The sequence below is a fragment of the Mesorhizobium kamtschaticum genome (assembly GCF_056174585.1).
On sequence record NZ_CM149691.1, the window covers coordinates 5,273,310 to 5,287,355 of the forward strand.

Consider the following 14,046-nt stretch of genomic DNA (forward strand, 5'->3'; position numbering starts at 1 on the left):
GAAGCCCGTAGGCGAATGCAAAGAAGAAAATACCTTTTGGTGGACGATCTGCGATGAACGCGCAGGAAACTCAATCGCTTCCCGAAATAATTTTGCGCGCCAGCGGTTGACTGGATTCTATTCCGAAAAAACGATCCCAATCTTTGGGATCGCGTCACTTCTGGCGCACGCCAAAACTCTGGAAGCCCTGACGCATCAGCGGCTTCTTCGACGACAGGACGCCGGAATTGACGCCGGTCCAGCCGATTTCGCCGGACAGCTTGCCGTACTCGATCTTGGGGCAGCGGTTCATCACCACCTTGATGCCGGCCGCCTCGGCGCGTGCTGCTGCCTCGTCATGGCGCACGCCAAGCTGCATCCAGATGACTTTGGGCAAGGGATCGAGCCGCAACACCTCGTCGACGATGCCCGGCACCGCGGTCGCGGCGCGGAAGATGTCGACCATGTCGATCGGCTCTGGAATATCGGCGAGGCTGGCATAGGTCATCCGGCCAAGGATTTCCTTGCCGGCCTGGCCGGGGTTGATCGGGATCACCGAAAAGCCCTTGGCCAGCAGATATTTCAGCACAAAATAGCTCGGCCGCACGTCGTTGGCGGACGCGCCGACCATGGCGGTGGTCTTCACCGAATTGAGGATGCCGCCGATATAGGCATTGTCGTAGCTATCGTGATTCATGCGGCTTTCCTGCGATAGTGATAGCGGTAGAGTTCGCGGCCGAAGCCGAGCGAAGCGTAGAGCGCGCGCGCCGGTGTGTTGTCGGCGACGACCTGCAGGCAGGCTGCGGAGGCGCCTGCCCGCCGCGCCCAGCCGATCAGGCCGCCAACCGTCTTGCGACCCAGCCCTTGCTGCCTGAAGCGGCCGTCGGTTTCAACCGACTCCACCACAAGCAGCCCGTCGCGGATGACGCCATAGGCCAAGGCGGCAATTTCGCTGTCGCGCTCGCACGACACGAACGCCCGGTCGCCAACAATTAGCCCGGTCATCTCGCGAAAGACGTGGCGGTCAGTGTCGTCATAGGTGCCCATGCGAAACCGCGCCGCGAACCAGTCCTCGCTCGGTATCGGCGAAATCGTGACATGTTCGCCGTGAACCTCCGCGAAATCGTCGATCCCGGCATGGAGATGGATCGTTCCGCCTTCCAGCCGGTAGCCGCGATCGTCGAGCGCGGCTTCGAGCTCGTTGGCGATATCAGGCACGCGAAACAGCGGCGTCTGGCCGTGACCGATATAAAAGGCCTCGGCAGCGTCGATCATGGCGTCAGGCGCGCCGCGCTTGCCACGCAAGGGATTGGCGGAATTCGCGCGCCGGATCCTGCCGCCCGATCGTCTCAGAAGCCAACCTTCGACGACCGTCTCTGTTGCTGCCGGCCAAGCGTCGCGGCACGCCTCTTCCATCCGCCAATTGAGATCGTCGTCAGTCATGCGCACCGTCACGTCTCGTCCTCCCGCAGCGCTTCCTCCATAAACATGTCAGGATCGCTACAGAAGTCGCGCATCATGCGAAAATGATCGGTGTCGGTGAAATCGGTCGGGTCGAGCCCGAACCGGCTGATGCGGAATAGCCGCGCGCCCGGACAGGCCATCAAGAGCGGCGAGTGCGTTGCCATGATCACCTGGGCAGTGCCCGACTGATCCATGCGCCGCAGCATTTTCAACAGTTCGATCTGGCGCGACGGCGACAAAGCGCTTTCCGGCTCGTCGAGGATGTAGATGCCTTGCCTGCGGCAGCGCTCCTCGAAAAAGCGGATGAACCCTTCGCCATGCGACCAGGACAGGAAATCCGGCGGCGGTGGCTTGAACGGATCTTCCAGCGCGGCCTGATCAAGATAACGGGCCACCGAGTAGAAGGATTCGGCGCGAAAAAACCAGCCGGCGGTGACTTTTGGCAGCCAGTGGCCACGGAATGTGTTCGCCAATGCGGCACCACTCTTGTCAATGGCGCTGGAATGGTCGACTGGCCGATAGCCCTTGCCGCCGCCGGCCTCGTCATAGCCGGCCAGCGCGCCGATCGCCTCGAGCAGCGTCGATTTGCCGGTGCCGTTCTCGCCGACGATGATGGTGATCGGCGTGGTGAACTCAAGTTCGAAGTCGCGGCCGCGAAACAGCGGCAGGTTCCAAGGGTATTTTTCCCAGTCGGACACCCGCTCGGGGTCGAGCAGGATGCGCTTGAGATAGGGCGCCTTGAGCCGCGTCAGCTGCTTGCGGTAGGCCATCACGTGATCATCATCATTTAGGCAGCGAAATCGTGCCGTCTTCCGCGATCGGAAAGGCCGGATTGTGCGCAACTTCTCAGACATGGCCGTCGGCATCGGCGAAATAGCCGTACCAGCCGCCCCAGAAGGCGCGGCCGGCCGGTTTGACGATCTTGCCGCCTGCCTGCTCCGCCATGGCGAGCACCTCGTCGACTTCGGCGTCGGAACGGGTGTTGTAATTAGATAGACGGAGGAAGGCGCCTTGGTGAAGGCGATGCCGGAATCTTCTTCGGCGCTCTTGCGTGGAAACAGGCCGAGAATGGCGCCGCCCATCTGGAAGAAGGCGACACCGTCGGTGATGCCGGCATGACGGGTCAGGCCCATCACCTCGTAGAAGCGCACCGCGCGGTCAAGATCGTCGGTGGCGATGGTGATGATGGAGACGCGCGGTTCCACGACTACTCGTCCGTCCATTCCGGCTTGCGCTTGCCGATGAAGGCGCCGATGCCTTCCTCAGCGTCACGCGACAGCATGTTTTCGACCATGATACGGCCGGTATAGGCATAGGCGTCCGCCAGCCCCATTTCGGCCTGCGCGTAAAAGGCTTCCTTGCCGGTCTTGACCACCAAAGATGATTTGGAAGCAATGGTTTGCGCGTATTTGGTGACGATCTGATTCAGGTATTCGCGCGGCACGACGCGGTTGACCAGGCCGAAGTCCTTGGCCGTTGCCGCGTCGATCGTCTCGCCGGTCAGGAGCATCTCCATCGCCTGCTTGCGCGAGACGTTGCGCGACAGCGCCACCATCGGTGTCGAACAGAACAGGCCGATGTTGACGCCCGGCGTGCAGAAGGTCGCCTCATGCGAAGCAATCGCCAGATCGCAGCTCGCGACCAATTGAAGCCCCGCGGCGGTCGCCAGGCCGTCGACTTCGGCAATCACCGGCAAGGGATGGCGCACGATCGTCTGCATCAGCTTAGCGCAAGCGGCAAAGGTCTCTTCGAAGAAGGCCTTGCCGCGATCGGCGTCGGCACGCCGCGCGGTCATCTCCTTGAGATCATGGCCGGCACAAAACACCTTGCCGGCGGCCGACAGAATAATGACACGAACAGCCTTGTCGGCCTTGGCGCGTTCGAGTTCCGCCGTCAGCGCCGCCATCACTGCCAACGACAAAGCGTTGGCGGGTGGATTGGTGATCGTCAGGCGCAGCACGCCCTTGCCCAGTTGTGCTACAACCGGACCTTCAACTGCAGCAGGCTTGATGGCAAGGATTTCGGCCATGGCTAAGGTCTCCACGATTCCGGTCTGGTTGGCAGACTATCTAATATCGGATCGGGTTTCATCCAACACCCATCGCTTGCGCCAGGGGGATTGAAGGTGTTGCCAGAAACGCCCGGCTGCGCCCATACAGGCTTGGCGCAAAACGAGAGACCGACATGCCCGCCCAGACCAATCTCAAACCGGTGCTGACCGCAGCACAAGTCAACACGCTGATGGGAACCGTCTATCCGCAGCTCAACGAGCATTTCAAACATTACGAGGCGCTCGACGTGTTTCCCGGTGGCTGCACAGTGCGGCTCAATGCCGGCGAACGGCATTTGCGTCCAGGCGGCACGGTGTCCGGCCCTTCACTGTTCACGCTCGCTGACATTGGCGGCTATGTCTGCGTGCTCTCCCATGCCGGGCCGGATGCGCTCTCGGTCACCATCAATCTCAACATCAACTTCGTGCGCAAGGCCGAGGCGGGGCCGATCGATGGCCATTGCCGCATCCTGAAACTGGGAAAGAGCCTGATGGTGTTCGACATCGACATCGTCGCCGGCCCGGACGGGCACACGATCGCGCACGCCACGGGTACCTATTCGATCCCGCCGAAGCGGAACAGCGATGTGGTAAAATAATACCTTTTACCTAGATCGTTGTTTTTGCTATTGTTTCTGCGCTAGAGAGCTTTTTGATCGGCTTGACGCGCAGTTCCCCCTCGCCTATAAGCCCTCACGAAGCAGCGGCCCGCAAAGGCCGCCGTTTTGTTATTGGCGGCGGGCAAGCGTCTCATCGCCAATCCAAGCAACAAGAAACGCCTTCCCCGTGAAGGTCAGAACCGAGAGCAGAAAACATGACAACCTTTTCGCAGAAGCCTGCGGATGTGGTGAAGAAGTGGATCCTGATCGACGCCGAAGGTCTCGTCGTTGGTCGTCTCGCCACTGTCATCGCCAATCATCTTCGCGGCAAGCACAAGCCGACCTTCACCCCGCATGTCGACGACGGCGACAATGTCATCGTCATCAATGCCGACAAGGTGGTGTTCACCGGCAAGAAGTTCACCGACAAGGTCTATTACTGGCACACCGGTCACCCCGGCGGCATCAAGGAGCGCACCGCGCGCCAGCTGCTCGAGGGCCGTTTCCCCGAGCGTGTCGTCGAGAAGGCCGTCGAGCGCATGGTCCCGCGTGGTCCGCTCGGCCGTCGCCAGATGAAGAACCTGCGTGTCTATGCAGGCGCCGAGCATCCGCATGTCGCCCAGCAGCCAGAAGTCCTCGACGTGGCCAAGCTGAATTCCAAGAACAAGAAGGTCGCATAAGATGGCTGAGCTTTCCTCGCTCGCAGAACTGGGCGCCGCCACCGGCAACACGAATACCCAGCCGGCAGCCCCCGTCCACGTCCAGAAGCTCGACAAGTCGGGCCGCGCCTATGCCACCGGCAAGCGCAAGAACGCCATTGCACGCGTCTGGGTGAAGCCGGGTTCCGGCAAGATCGTCGTCAACGACAAGGAATTCGCGACCTATTTCGCGCGTCCGGTCCTGCAGATGATCCTCAACCAGCCGATCATCGCCTCCAACCGTGCCGGCCAGTACGACATCGTCGCCACCGTTGTCGGCGGCGGCCTGTCCGGCCAGGCGGGTGCTGTTCGTCACGGCATCTCCAAGGCGCTGACCTACTACGAGCCGGCACTGCGCGCCGTGCTCAAGAAGGGCGGCTTCCTGACCCGCGACAGCCGCGTCGTCGAGCGCAAGAAGTACGGCAAGGCGAAGGCCCGCCGCAGCTTCCAGTTCTCGAAGCGCTAAGCGCTCCGCAGTTTTGGACAATCGAAAAGGCCGCCTCCGGGCGGCCTTTTTGCGTGGCGTATCCCTATCCTGCGGAATGCAAGCCGTGTTGCACATCCGGAAAATGTCAGGCTCGGCAAATTTGCTGCGGCCCGGCGCGCGCGGCGCGGCACCATGCTACGAAACAGGGACCGGCCTTTCGGCCCAAGGGATATTTGGATAGGTAATTCTTAGGGGAGATCTCAGATGTCGTCACCCGAACCGATCAAATTCACCGACGGCGCGGCTTACGAGCGCTTCATGGCTCCCTGGAGCCGATCCGCCGGGGCTTTGTTCCTCGACTGGCTGGCGCCGGACTCCGGACGGGCCTGGGTTGATGTCGGTGCCGGCAACGGCGCGTTCACTGAGCTCATTCTAGCGAAGGCCGCCCCTTCGTCCGTTTGCGCGATAGATCCCTCCGACGCGCAGATTGCGACTGCTCGGCAAAAAATCTCGGCAAAGCAGGTCAGCTGTCGATTGGCGATGCGATGGCCCTTCCCTACGACGCCAACCGCTTCGACGTCGCGGTGATGGCGCTGGTGCTGTTCTTCGTCCCCGACCCGCGCAAGGGCGCCTCGGAAATGCTCCGCGTCACCAAGCCCGGCGGCATTGTCGCGTCCTACACCTGGGACGTCATGCGCGGCGGCACCCCTACGCAGCATTTGTGGGAGGAGATGGACGCGATGGGCAAACCGGCCGCACGTCCGCCGAGCGCGGAGGTCTCGCGTTTCGCGGCGCTGAAGGCGCTTTGGGCGGAGCTCGGCATCCGCGATGTCGAGACGCGCGAGCTTGTCGTCGAACGCACCTTCGCTGACTTCGACGATTATTGGCTATCCATGGTCGTGAGCAGCCCGAGCGGAATCGTCGGGAAGCTGTCGGATGCGGAGAGCGCGGAGCTGAAACGCCGACTAAAGGACAGACTGCCGGCAAGCGCCACGGGAGCGATCACGGTTCACGCCTGGTCGACGGCGATCAAGGGGCGAAAGGCCGCTTAATGCGTGCGGCGCCTTACGTCGCGCTTTCTTCTTCGCCTTCGGCTTGGCCGGCTTCGGTGCAACCGGCGCTTCCGGCGTGCCCTCGATCGAGGACAGGCGGCCGGACGTGAACGTGTAGATGCCCGCACGCGGGCCGGTCGTCCAGGTGACCACAGCGACGCGCGCCGGCCGGCACCGTCACTGGAGAGATTGACGTTCGAGGACGCGCCGATGCCGCGCACCACGTCGCATTCGGTGTGGCCGAGCGCGACCGTGCCGCCCATGGCCGCGGGCGCCGTCGTCGATGCATTGGCATCAGCCGGCTCGGGGGGGCGGCCTCTCCGGCCAGGCCGGTGCGGTTCGTCACGGCATCTCCAAGGCGCTGACCTACTACGAGCCGGCGCTGCGCGCCGTGCTCAAGAAGGGCGGCTTCCTGACCCGCGACAGCCGCGTCGTCGAGCGCAAGAAGTACGGCAAGGCGAAGGCCCGCCGCAGCTTCCAGTTTTCCAAGCGCTAAAGAGCGCTTGGGGCCGAGTTCTCGAAGCGCTAGACGCTTCGCAGTTTTGGACAATCGAAAAGGCCGCCTCCGGGCGGCCTTTTTGCATGGCGCATCCCTATCCGGCGGAATGGTCGGCATCGCGGATGAACAGGAACGCGCAGACTGCCGCGAACGCCACGGCGAGCGCGGAGGCGAGGAAAGCGATCTGCATGCCCTGGATCGTGCCCAGCGCCAAGGCGGAGCCGAACAGCGCGACGCCTATCGCCCCGCCCGACTGGCGCACTGTGTTGAGCACGCCCGAGGCTGTTCCCGACATCGCTGTCGGCACGGACGACAGCAGCGCCGTGGTCATGGCGGGCACGGCGAGGCCGATGCCGATCGGCAGGAACAGCAGCCGCCACAGCAGCGACAGGTAGGACGTGTCGGCCTGGATCAGCGCCATCAACCCGAAACCGGCAGCACCAAGAAGCAAGCCGATCGCCATCGGCAAGCGTGAGCCATAGGTTGCCGCGATGCGTCCGGCGGCGACATTCGACACCGTGACCGCCGCCATGAAAGGCAGGAAGGCGAGCCCTGTCATCTCGGGCGAAAAATGCCTTTCCTTCTGGAAGTAGAGGCTGAGCATGAAGATCGTGCCGTAGAGTGTCAGGTTGACCGCCAGCCCGACGAGACTGGTCACCGCCGGAATGCGGCTGGCAAACAGCTTTAGCGGAAACATCGGCGCCTTGGTCCGGCTCTCGACCAGCAGGAACAGGCTTCCTGCCATCACCGCCAAGATCAATCCGCCAATGACCGGCAAGGAAGTCCAGCCCGACGAACCGGTTTCGATGAAAGCGCCGGTCAGCGAAAACAGCGTCAGCACGACAAGCCCCTGCCCGGCCCAGTCGATCGGCGGCTTCTCGGCCTTCAGCGGTGTTTCCTCAAGAAACCGGTAGGCCATCCAAATGGCGAGAGCGCCGATGGGCAGGTTGACCAGAAAAATGCTGGCCCAGCCGAGTGACGCGACCATGAAGCCGCCGAGCACCGGCCCGGACGACAGCGCGATGCCGCCCGCGGCTGTCCACAGGCCGACCGCACGCGCCCGGCGCGGCTTGTCCGACGCATAGGCGCGGTTGAGCAGCGCCAGCGAACACGGCATCAGCAAGGCCGCACCCGCGCCTTGCACGGCGCGCGCCGCGATCAGCACCCAGGGACTCTGCGCCAGGCCGCAGACCAGCGAAGCGATGCTGAACAATGCCATGCCGCCGACAAACACACGGCGGGCGCCGATCCTGTCGCCGAGCGCGCCGCCGGCGAGCAGCAGCGAGGCAAAGGCCAGCGTGTAGGCATCGACCACCCATTGCAGGCCGCCTATGCCCATCGACAGCGCCGCGCCGATCCTGTTCAAGGCGACATTGACGATGGAGACATCGAGCTGCACCACCACGAAACCGAGACTGGTCGCGGCGACGGTGGCGGCATAGGCGGCGCGGGGCTTGAAAGCGATGGTATCGGGCATGCCCTTGGGTAACGGTTTGTCACTGACACCGTTCCGTCAGGAGAGGCCAGCCTGCGACAACTAGGCCGGGATGCCGATCACGACAAATCAATTGATGCTTGCGGTCGCGGCAGGTTCGAGGCGTTCGCCCGTCCCGGCATAAGGCACGCGATAGCCGTTCGCCGCCAGCCAGTCGATTGCCGCCTTCGGCTCGTCGGTCTGGATGATGGTGGCGCCGCGATCGGCCCAGAAACCCCAGGCTTCGCGCGGCAGGCTGGCCTGCACCGCCAGTTCGTCGCCACGGCCGCCGGCCAGGAAACCGCCCGGCTTGTTGACGATGGCGTAAGTGTCGGCCCAGATGTGCCAGTTGCCGCGCACCGCGGCCGCGCGCATGCGCGTGCTGAACAGCGGTCCGCCGGTTGCGGTCAGCGTTTCGGCGCCCGCCCGCCAGTTGATCAGTTCGATCGCGCGCGGCGCAAATGCGTGGTCGACCGTCTCGGCGAAACCGGCATCATGCACCGCGTCGTCGGCGATGATCGGCATGAACTGGAAGCCGCCGCCGATGGCGGCCATGGCGGCCTTCACCGTAGCAATCCTGTTCTGGTTCCAGAGGTTCTCCTTGACGATGACCTGGTCGGCCATGCCGAGATCGCGCGCCACGGCGATCATGCCGGGGAGGTCGCCGACTTCGAGCTTGTTGTCGAGATTGATGAGGATCCGGTCCCTGGTCGCCTGCAGCATCTCGCGCAGCGTCGAGACCCTCTCGTCGGTGACGGCGCGCGTGCCCTCGACCACCAGCCGGCAGGCCTTCAGTTCAGCCAGCGTATACTTCACCACCTCGCCCTTGCAGGTCGTGGTGCGATCGAGCCAGCTGTCATGCATGACGACGAGCTCGCCGTCCTTGGAACGCCTGATATCGACCTCGACAATCTCGGCGCCCATGGCGATCGAGCCTTCGACGGCAGCGAGTGAATTTTCCGCGTAGAGCGTCTTGCCGGCCTGCATGCTGCCGGCCCGGTGCGCGGCCACCATGACATGGTCGCGCCACTGGTTGGCATGCTCGAAGCGGTCGAGGATCTGCCTGGCGCGGCTTTCGCCGGCCAAAGCCTGACCGGAGACGGCAGCAAGGGCCGTGGAAAGCAGAAGGCTCAGCCAGATTGTCCGCATCGAGAATCGCTCCTTGCCGGATCGCGACCGGGATAGGCGATGCCCGTGACATCCAGGTGAACGAAGCCGGCTAGCGGCTTCCGCAAGAAGCCGTCGTCAGATGCGTTTCGACAGCCGGCGGAACCAGGCCATGGCAGGCATTTCGACCAGGCGCCAGGTGATCCACGACGCGGCGATGGTGGCGACGAGCATGACGACGATCGCCGCGGTCCCGGCCCAGCCGGCGCCGAAGCCGGTCGCCGGCTCGCCGCGCAGCACGATGTCGCCGAAGAGGCCCAGGCCGAGCTTGCGTTCGAAGAGCCCGGCAACGTTGATCAGGCGCGTCTGGATGAAGATGTGGACCATGTAGATGGAGTAGGACAGCGCGCCGAGCGTCAGCATGAAGGGCGTTCTCAGCAAGGCGGAAACCCAGCCGCCCTCATGGGCGAACAGAAACAGCGCCAGCGCGAACACCAGGGGTGCCGCGATGCCGAAATCATTGCTGCCAGCCAGCGAGACGAAAAGCGCGATGACCGCCACCATGACGATTTCGGCAAGGGTCCAGCTCAGCCGCGGGCCACCCCTGACGAGGAGCTGTCGCGCCCCTGCAATGGAATCATGCTGAAACCAGGCCAGCAGGGCTCCGAGCGAGAAGCCGTAGAGGCAGCGGATGAAGCCGAAATCGTAGGATACATCCATATGATGCGTGGAGAAGCCGAGCAGGAACAGCGGCGCGGTGCAGGCGGCAGCGACGAACCATACCCATGCACGCGCGCCAGCGATGAAGACCACGCCGGCGAACAGGAGATAGGCGAAGAACTCCGCCGAAATGCTCCAGCTTGGCGCATTCCAGGTCAGTTGATCCTCGAAGCCCATCCCTTGCAGCAGAAGCAGATTGGCCAGCAGGCTCTTCAGGTCGAAACCGCCGGTGAAAGGGGCAGCGCCGGTGCCATGCAGCTGCGGCAGCACCAACCGCAGCAGTTCGAAACCGGCGAAAGCGGCGAGCATGAGCAGATGCAGGGGGTAAATACGGCCGAAAACGCACCAATGCGAAGCGGGCGACCTGAGCCGGCTGGCTCAGCCGTTCGGCGTAGCTGCTGGCGATGACGAAGCCGGAAAGGACGAAGAAGAAGTCGACGAAAAGATAGGACGAACCGATGAATCTGCTCTGCGAGATCGCGGAAGCGGTCGGGAAATGAAACAGCGCCACCAGCAGGGCGCAGATGCCGCGCCACGAATCGAGAACCTGGAAGCGCTCGCCGGCTATCGTACCGGTGTGGGTCGACACCATGGCATCGGACGGATTAAGAAACGCGGTCTGCGTCATGATGATACAAATCCTGTCTTGCCGTGGCACCCGGGCGGCGCGATTTCGTCTCGCCAAGCTGTGACTGGCATCTTCCGTGCCGGTTCTGTAGTTGTTGCACCCCGATGAAAACGAGGACCAGTAATGGCGACCAAGAACATCGACCATGCCTTCACCGCTCGCTCCAAAACGGGCGGCGCCCTTGAGCCGACCTATTCCGGCGCGCTGTCATTCATGCGGCGCAAATACACCAAGGACGTGAAGGGCGCCGATGCGGTGGTGTGGGGCATTCCTTTCGACGCCGCCGTCACCAACCGGCCCGGCGCCCGTTTCGGGCCGCAGGCTATACGCCGCGCCTCGGCGATCCTCGACAATGATCCGCAATACCCGTTCTCGCGCGACCTGTTCGAGCATCTCGCCGTGGTCGACTATGGCGATTGCCTGCTGGATTCCGGCAACCACCAGAAGACGCCCGGCACGATCGAGCGCGAAGCTGCCAAGATCCTGAAATCAGGCGCTTTCCTTTTGACGCTTGGCGGCGACCATTTCGTCACCTGGCCGCTGCTCAAGGCGCATGCCGCCATCCACGGACCGCTCGCTCTGGTGCAGTTCGACGCGCATCAGGACACGTGGGAGGATGACGGCAAGCGCATCGACCACGGATCCTTCGTCGGCCGCGCGGTCAAGGAAGGCATCATCGATCCCGACCGGTCGATCCAGATCGGCATCCGGACGCACGCGCCCGACACGTTCGGCATCAAGATCCTCTACGGCCACGAAATCGAGGAGATGCGTGCGTCCGATATCGCCTACGCCATCGTCGATCGCACCGGCGGCAAGAAGACGTACCTCACCTTCGACATCGACTGCCTCGACCCGGCCTATGCGCCGGGAACCGGCACGCCGGTGGCCGGCGGACCGTCTTCGGCGAAGATCCTGTCGACGCTGCGCCAGCTCAACCAGGTCGATATTGTCGGCGCCGATGTCGTGGAGGTTGCGCCGGCCTATGATCACGCCGATATAACGGCGATTGCCGGCTCGATGGTGGCCATGCAGTATCTCGGCCTGCTGGCGGAGCGAAAGGCACGGCAGGTAGAGATGAACAACGGCAACCACAATGGTGCCGCGGTGAATCACGGCAACGGCATATAGTTTTGAGATATCAGGGATTTTGATCAGGCAATGAAACCGAAAATCTTCATCGACGGCGAGCACGGCACCACCGGCCTCCAGATCCGGGCGCTGCTTGCCGAGCGTGGCGACCTGGAGATCATTTCCATTCCCGCCGAGCGCCGCAAGGAAACGGCGGCGCGCGCCGAATTCCTCAATGCCGCCGATGTCGCGATCCTGTGCCTGCCGGACGATGCGGCCAAGGAAAGCGTCTCGCTGATCGCCAATGACACGACCAAGGTCATCGATGCGTCGACGGCGCATCGCGTCGCCGAAGGCTGGGCTTACGGTTTCGCTGAAATGGACAAGGATCAGGCGAAGACGATCGCCTCGGCCAAGCGCATCGCCAATCCCGGCTGCTGGCCGCAAGGACCGATCGCAACGCTCAGGCCGCTGGTCACCGCTGGCCTGCTGCCGGCCGATTTCCCGATCACCGTCAACGGTATTTCGGGCTATTCGGGCGGCGGCCGCCCGATGATCGAGGATTATGTCGCCAAGGGCGAGGACGCCTCTGAGTTCCTGCCCTATGGCCTCACCCTGCAGCACAAGCATGTGCCGGAACTGCGGGCCTATGCAAAACTGTCGCATGACCCGATCATGCAGCCTGCGGTCGGCAATTTCGCCCAAGGCATGATCACCGTGGTGCCGCTGCAGCTCGGCGGCCTCGACCATGTGCCGACGGGTGTGGAGCTTCATGCCGCCATTGCCGACCATTTCGCCGCGATCAAGGCCGGCGTGGTCGAAGTGGCGCCCTATGCGCATCTTGAGCGCATGCCGGACATCGATCCCGAGATCTACAACGGCACCAACCGCATGAAGGTCTATGTCTTTGCCAACGACAAACGCGCGCAGGCGCTGCTGCTGGCAGTCTACGACAATCTCGGCAAGGGAGCCTCCGGTGCCGCCGTCCAGAACATGGACCTGATGCTCGGGCTTTGACGGACGCACCAGCCTTCCCGGCGCGCTGGAAAATCAGCGCGCCCGAACTCATTGCCGAAACCTTTTCAAGCCGCATCTGGAAAGTGCGACGCGAAGACGGCTCGCCGGCCGTCGTCAAGGCGCTCAAACCTTTCGACGATGTCGCCGACGAGCTGCGTGGCGAACATTTTCTCGCCTGGCGGCGCGGCGAAGGCGCGGTGCGCCTGCTCGGCCGCGACGGCCACAGCATGCTGCTCGAATATGCGGGCGACACCCTGCTTACGCGGGTTCTCGATGAACAGGGCGACAATGCCGCGACCGCGATCGCGGCGGAGGTGATGGCGAAACTGTTTTCGCCATCAAAACACCCCTACCCGCCCGAGCTTCAGCCACTCAGGGAGCGGTTCGTCAGCCTGTTCAAGAAAGCCGCGACCGATCGCGATGCGGGTCATGCCAGCCTCTATGTCGAGGCCGCGGCAACCGCCGAACGGTTGCTGGACGATCCGCATGATGTCAGGCCGTTGCATGGCGATCTGCATCACGAAAACATCCTGCACGGCGCGCGCGGCTGGCTGGTGATCGATCCGAAGGGCGTGCTCGGCGATCCCGGCTTCGATGCCGCCAACATGTTCTACAACCCGCTTGATCGCGATGCGCTTTGCCTCGATCCCCTGCGGATCGCGCACATGGCCGAAGTCTTTGCCAGCACGCTGGGGCAATCACCGGCAGCGATACTGGACCATGCCATCGCCTATGGCTGCCTGTCCGCGGCCTGGCACCACGAGGACGACAATGCGGTCGAGGAGAACCGCGAATTGTCGATCGCCGAGGCGATCTGGACGGTGCGGGCAGGTTTTTGATCAAGCGAGGGCATTGGTAAACACTTATTTACCATGTTGGACTACTGAGATGTCCTGGCTCCCACCCAAGGATTCCTCATGGTCAGCGCGATCTCGGGTTCTTCCTCCGCAACCCAGTATTCCTCGTCCAGTTCCTCGAGCAATGCAGCCCAGGAGGCCGCGCTCGAAAAGCAGATCCAGGACCTGGAAGACCAGGCCAAGGCAATCACCGATGAGGTCAAGGCCGCCCAGGTGCGGCAGGATATCGCCGTGGCCCAGGCCAAGCTTGACGCGCTCAGAGCCGCCGACGCCGACAAGGCAGCGAAAGCCGCTCAGAGCCAGTCGACACCATCCGCCGCCGCTGTGCGCCAGGCGGAATTCGACGGCGAGAAAACCACGCAATCCAACGAATTCTGGATGTGACCATCTGAGTTGAGACCGGC

General features: G+C 63.2%; 16 protein-coding genes and 3 pseudogenes. 10 read left to right on the forward strand and 9 right to left on the reverse strand.

Translation table 11 applies throughout. From position 1 onward, the window contains the following. Positions 1–154 precede the first annotated feature (154 nt). The 5 genes and pseudogenes from AC0V7N_RS26295 to AC0V7N_RS26315 form a co-directional block, all read right to left on the reverse strand. On the reverse strand, positions 155–676 hold the full coding sequence (locus AC0V7N_RS26295; RefSeq protein ID WP_475451159.1) for a CoA-binding protein: 522 nt from the start codon (positions 674–676) through the stop codon (positions 155–157). Beyond that, positions 673–1,422, reverse strand: a complete 750-nt coding sequence (locus AC0V7N_RS26300; protein ID WP_475451160.1) for a GNAT family N-acetyltransferase — start codon at positions 1,420–1,422, stop codon at positions 673–675. Before AC0V7N_RS26300 ends, AC0V7N_RS26295 begins: the two co-directional genes overlap by 4 nt. A gap of 8 nt (positions 1,423–1,430) precedes the next feature. Beyond that, positions 1,431–2,213, reverse strand: a complete 783-nt coding sequence (locus tag AC0V7N_RS26305) for an AAA family ATPase (protein WP_475451161.1) — start codon at positions 2,211–2,213, stop codon at positions 1,431–1,433. A gap of 13 nt (positions 2,214–2,226) precedes the next feature. Next, positions 2,227–2,648 (reverse strand): annotated as a pseudogene (locus tag AC0V7N_RS26310) (VOC family protein). Between the two features lie 2 nt (positions 2,649–2,650). Next, positions 2,651–3,472 (reverse strand): enoyl-CoA hydratase, encoded by an 822-nt coding sequence (locus AC0V7N_RS26315; protein ID WP_475451162.1) that lies wholly within the window; start codon positions 3,470–3,472, stop codon positions 2,651–2,653. Between the two features lie 155 nt (positions 3,473–3,627). Here AC0V7N_RS26315 and AC0V7N_RS26320 point away from each other — a divergent pair, with 155 nt between their 5' ends. The 5 genes from AC0V7N_RS26320 (at position 3,628) to AC0V7N_RS26340 (ending at position 6,269) form a co-directional block, all read left to right on the forward strand. Then, the gene (locus AC0V7N_RS26320) at positions 3,628–4,092 is read left to right on the forward strand and encodes a hotdog domain-containing protein (RefSeq protein ID WP_496627368.1); all 465 of its coding nucleotides are present in this window, start codon (positions 3,628–3,630) and stop codon (positions 4,090–4,092) included. A 215-nt stretch (positions 4,093–4,307) separates the two neighbouring features. Further along, a complete protein-coding gene (gene rplM, locus AC0V7N_RS26325; protein WP_010915638.1) occupies positions 4,308–4,772 on the forward strand; it encodes a 50S ribosomal protein L13 in 465 nt (154 codons plus the stop codon). Between the two features lies 1 nt (position 4,773). Further along, the gene (gene rpsI / locus AC0V7N_RS26330) at positions 4,774–5,256 is read left to right on the forward strand and encodes a 30S ribosomal protein S9 (protein WP_027042360.1); all 483 of its coding nucleotides are present in this window, start codon (positions 4,774–4,776) and stop codon (positions 5,254–5,256) included. 279 nt (positions 5,257–5,535) lie between these two features. Next, complete coding sequence (locus tag AC0V7N_RS26335) at positions 5,536–5,805, forward strand: methyltransferase (RefSeq protein ID WP_496628027.1); 270 nt, start codon at positions 5,536–5,538, stop codon at positions 5,803–5,805. Further along, a complete protein-coding gene (locus tag AC0V7N_RS26340; protein WP_496627369.1) occupies positions 5,763–6,269 on the forward strand; it encodes a methyltransferase domain-containing protein in 507 nt (168 codons plus the stop codon). The genes AC0V7N_RS26335 and AC0V7N_RS26340 overlap by 43 nt, the downstream gene beginning before the upstream one ends. A gap of 21 nt (positions 6,270–6,290) precedes the next feature. Here AC0V7N_RS26340 and AC0V7N_RS26345 read toward each other — a convergent pair. Next, positions 6,291–6,577, reverse strand: a pseudogene (locus AC0V7N_RS26345) (hypothetical protein); the annotation flags it as partial. Here AC0V7N_RS26345 and rpsI (AC0V7N_RS26350) point away from each other — a divergent pair. Continuing rightward, a pseudogene (gene rpsI, locus AC0V7N_RS26350) lies at positions 6,577–6,765 on the forward strand (30S ribosomal protein S9); the annotation flags it as partial. The pseudogenes AC0V7N_RS26345 and rpsI (AC0V7N_RS26350) sit on opposite strands and share 1 nt — an antisense overlap. A gap of 97 nt (positions 6,766–6,862) precedes the next feature. On the opposite strand, the gene AC0V7N_RS26355 reads toward rpsI (AC0V7N_RS26350), so the two are convergent. The 3 genes from AC0V7N_RS26355 to AC0V7N_RS26365 all read right to left on the reverse strand — a co-directional run bounded on the left by AC0V7N_RS26355 (position 6,863) and on the right by AC0V7N_RS26365 (position 10,378). Beyond that, positions 6,863–8,245 (reverse strand): MFS transporter, encoded by a 1,383-nt coding sequence (locus tag AC0V7N_RS26355; RefSeq protein ID WP_475451165.1) that lies wholly within the window; start codon positions 8,243–8,245, stop codon positions 6,863–6,865. A gap of 87 nt (positions 8,246–8,332) precedes the next feature. Then, positions 8,333–9,391, reverse strand: coding sequence for a glycerophosphodiester phosphodiesterase family protein (locus AC0V7N_RS26360; RefSeq protein WP_475451166.1), 1,059 nt, complete (start codon positions 9,389–9,391; stop codon positions 8,333–8,335). A 96-nt stretch (positions 9,392–9,487) separates the two neighbouring features. After that, positions 9,488–10,378: an acyltransferase family protein gene (locus tag AC0V7N_RS26365; RefSeq protein WP_496627370.1), complete on the reverse strand. Its 891-nt coding sequence runs from the start codon at positions 10,376–10,378 to the stop codon at positions 9,488–9,490. Between the two features lie 442 nt (positions 10,379–10,820). Between AC0V7N_RS26365 and speB the strand changes: the two genes are divergently transcribed. The 4 genes from speB to AC0V7N_RS26385 all read left to right on the forward strand — a co-directional run bounded on the left by speB (position 10,821) and on the right by AC0V7N_RS26385 (position 14,026). Continuing rightward, on the forward strand, positions 10,821–11,828 hold the full coding sequence (gene speB / locus AC0V7N_RS26370; protein ID WP_027042355.1) for an agmatinase: 1,008 nt from the start codon (positions 10,821–10,823) through the stop codon (positions 11,826–11,828). 30 nt (positions 11,829–11,858) lie between these two features. Continuing rightward, on the forward strand, positions 11,859–12,785 hold the full coding sequence (argC, locus tag AC0V7N_RS26375; protein ID WP_475451168.1) for an N-acetyl-gamma-glutamyl-phosphate reductase: 927 nt from the start codon (positions 11,859–11,861) through the stop codon (positions 12,783–12,785). Next, positions 12,782–13,624, forward strand: coding sequence for an aminoglycoside phosphotransferase family protein (locus tag AC0V7N_RS26380; protein ID WP_475451169.1), 843 nt, complete (start codon positions 12,782–12,784; stop codon positions 13,622–13,624). Before argC ends, AC0V7N_RS26380 begins: the two co-directional genes overlap by 4 nt. Positions 13,625–13,702: 78 nt before the next feature. Continuing rightward, positions 13,703–14,026 carry a hypothetical protein gene (locus AC0V7N_RS26385; protein WP_258584315.1) on the forward strand — a complete coding sequence of 108 codons (324 nt, stop codon included), beginning with the start codon at positions 13,703–13,705 and terminating at the stop codon, positions 14,024–14,026. The last annotated feature ends 20 nt before the right edge of the window (positions 14,027–14,046 follow it).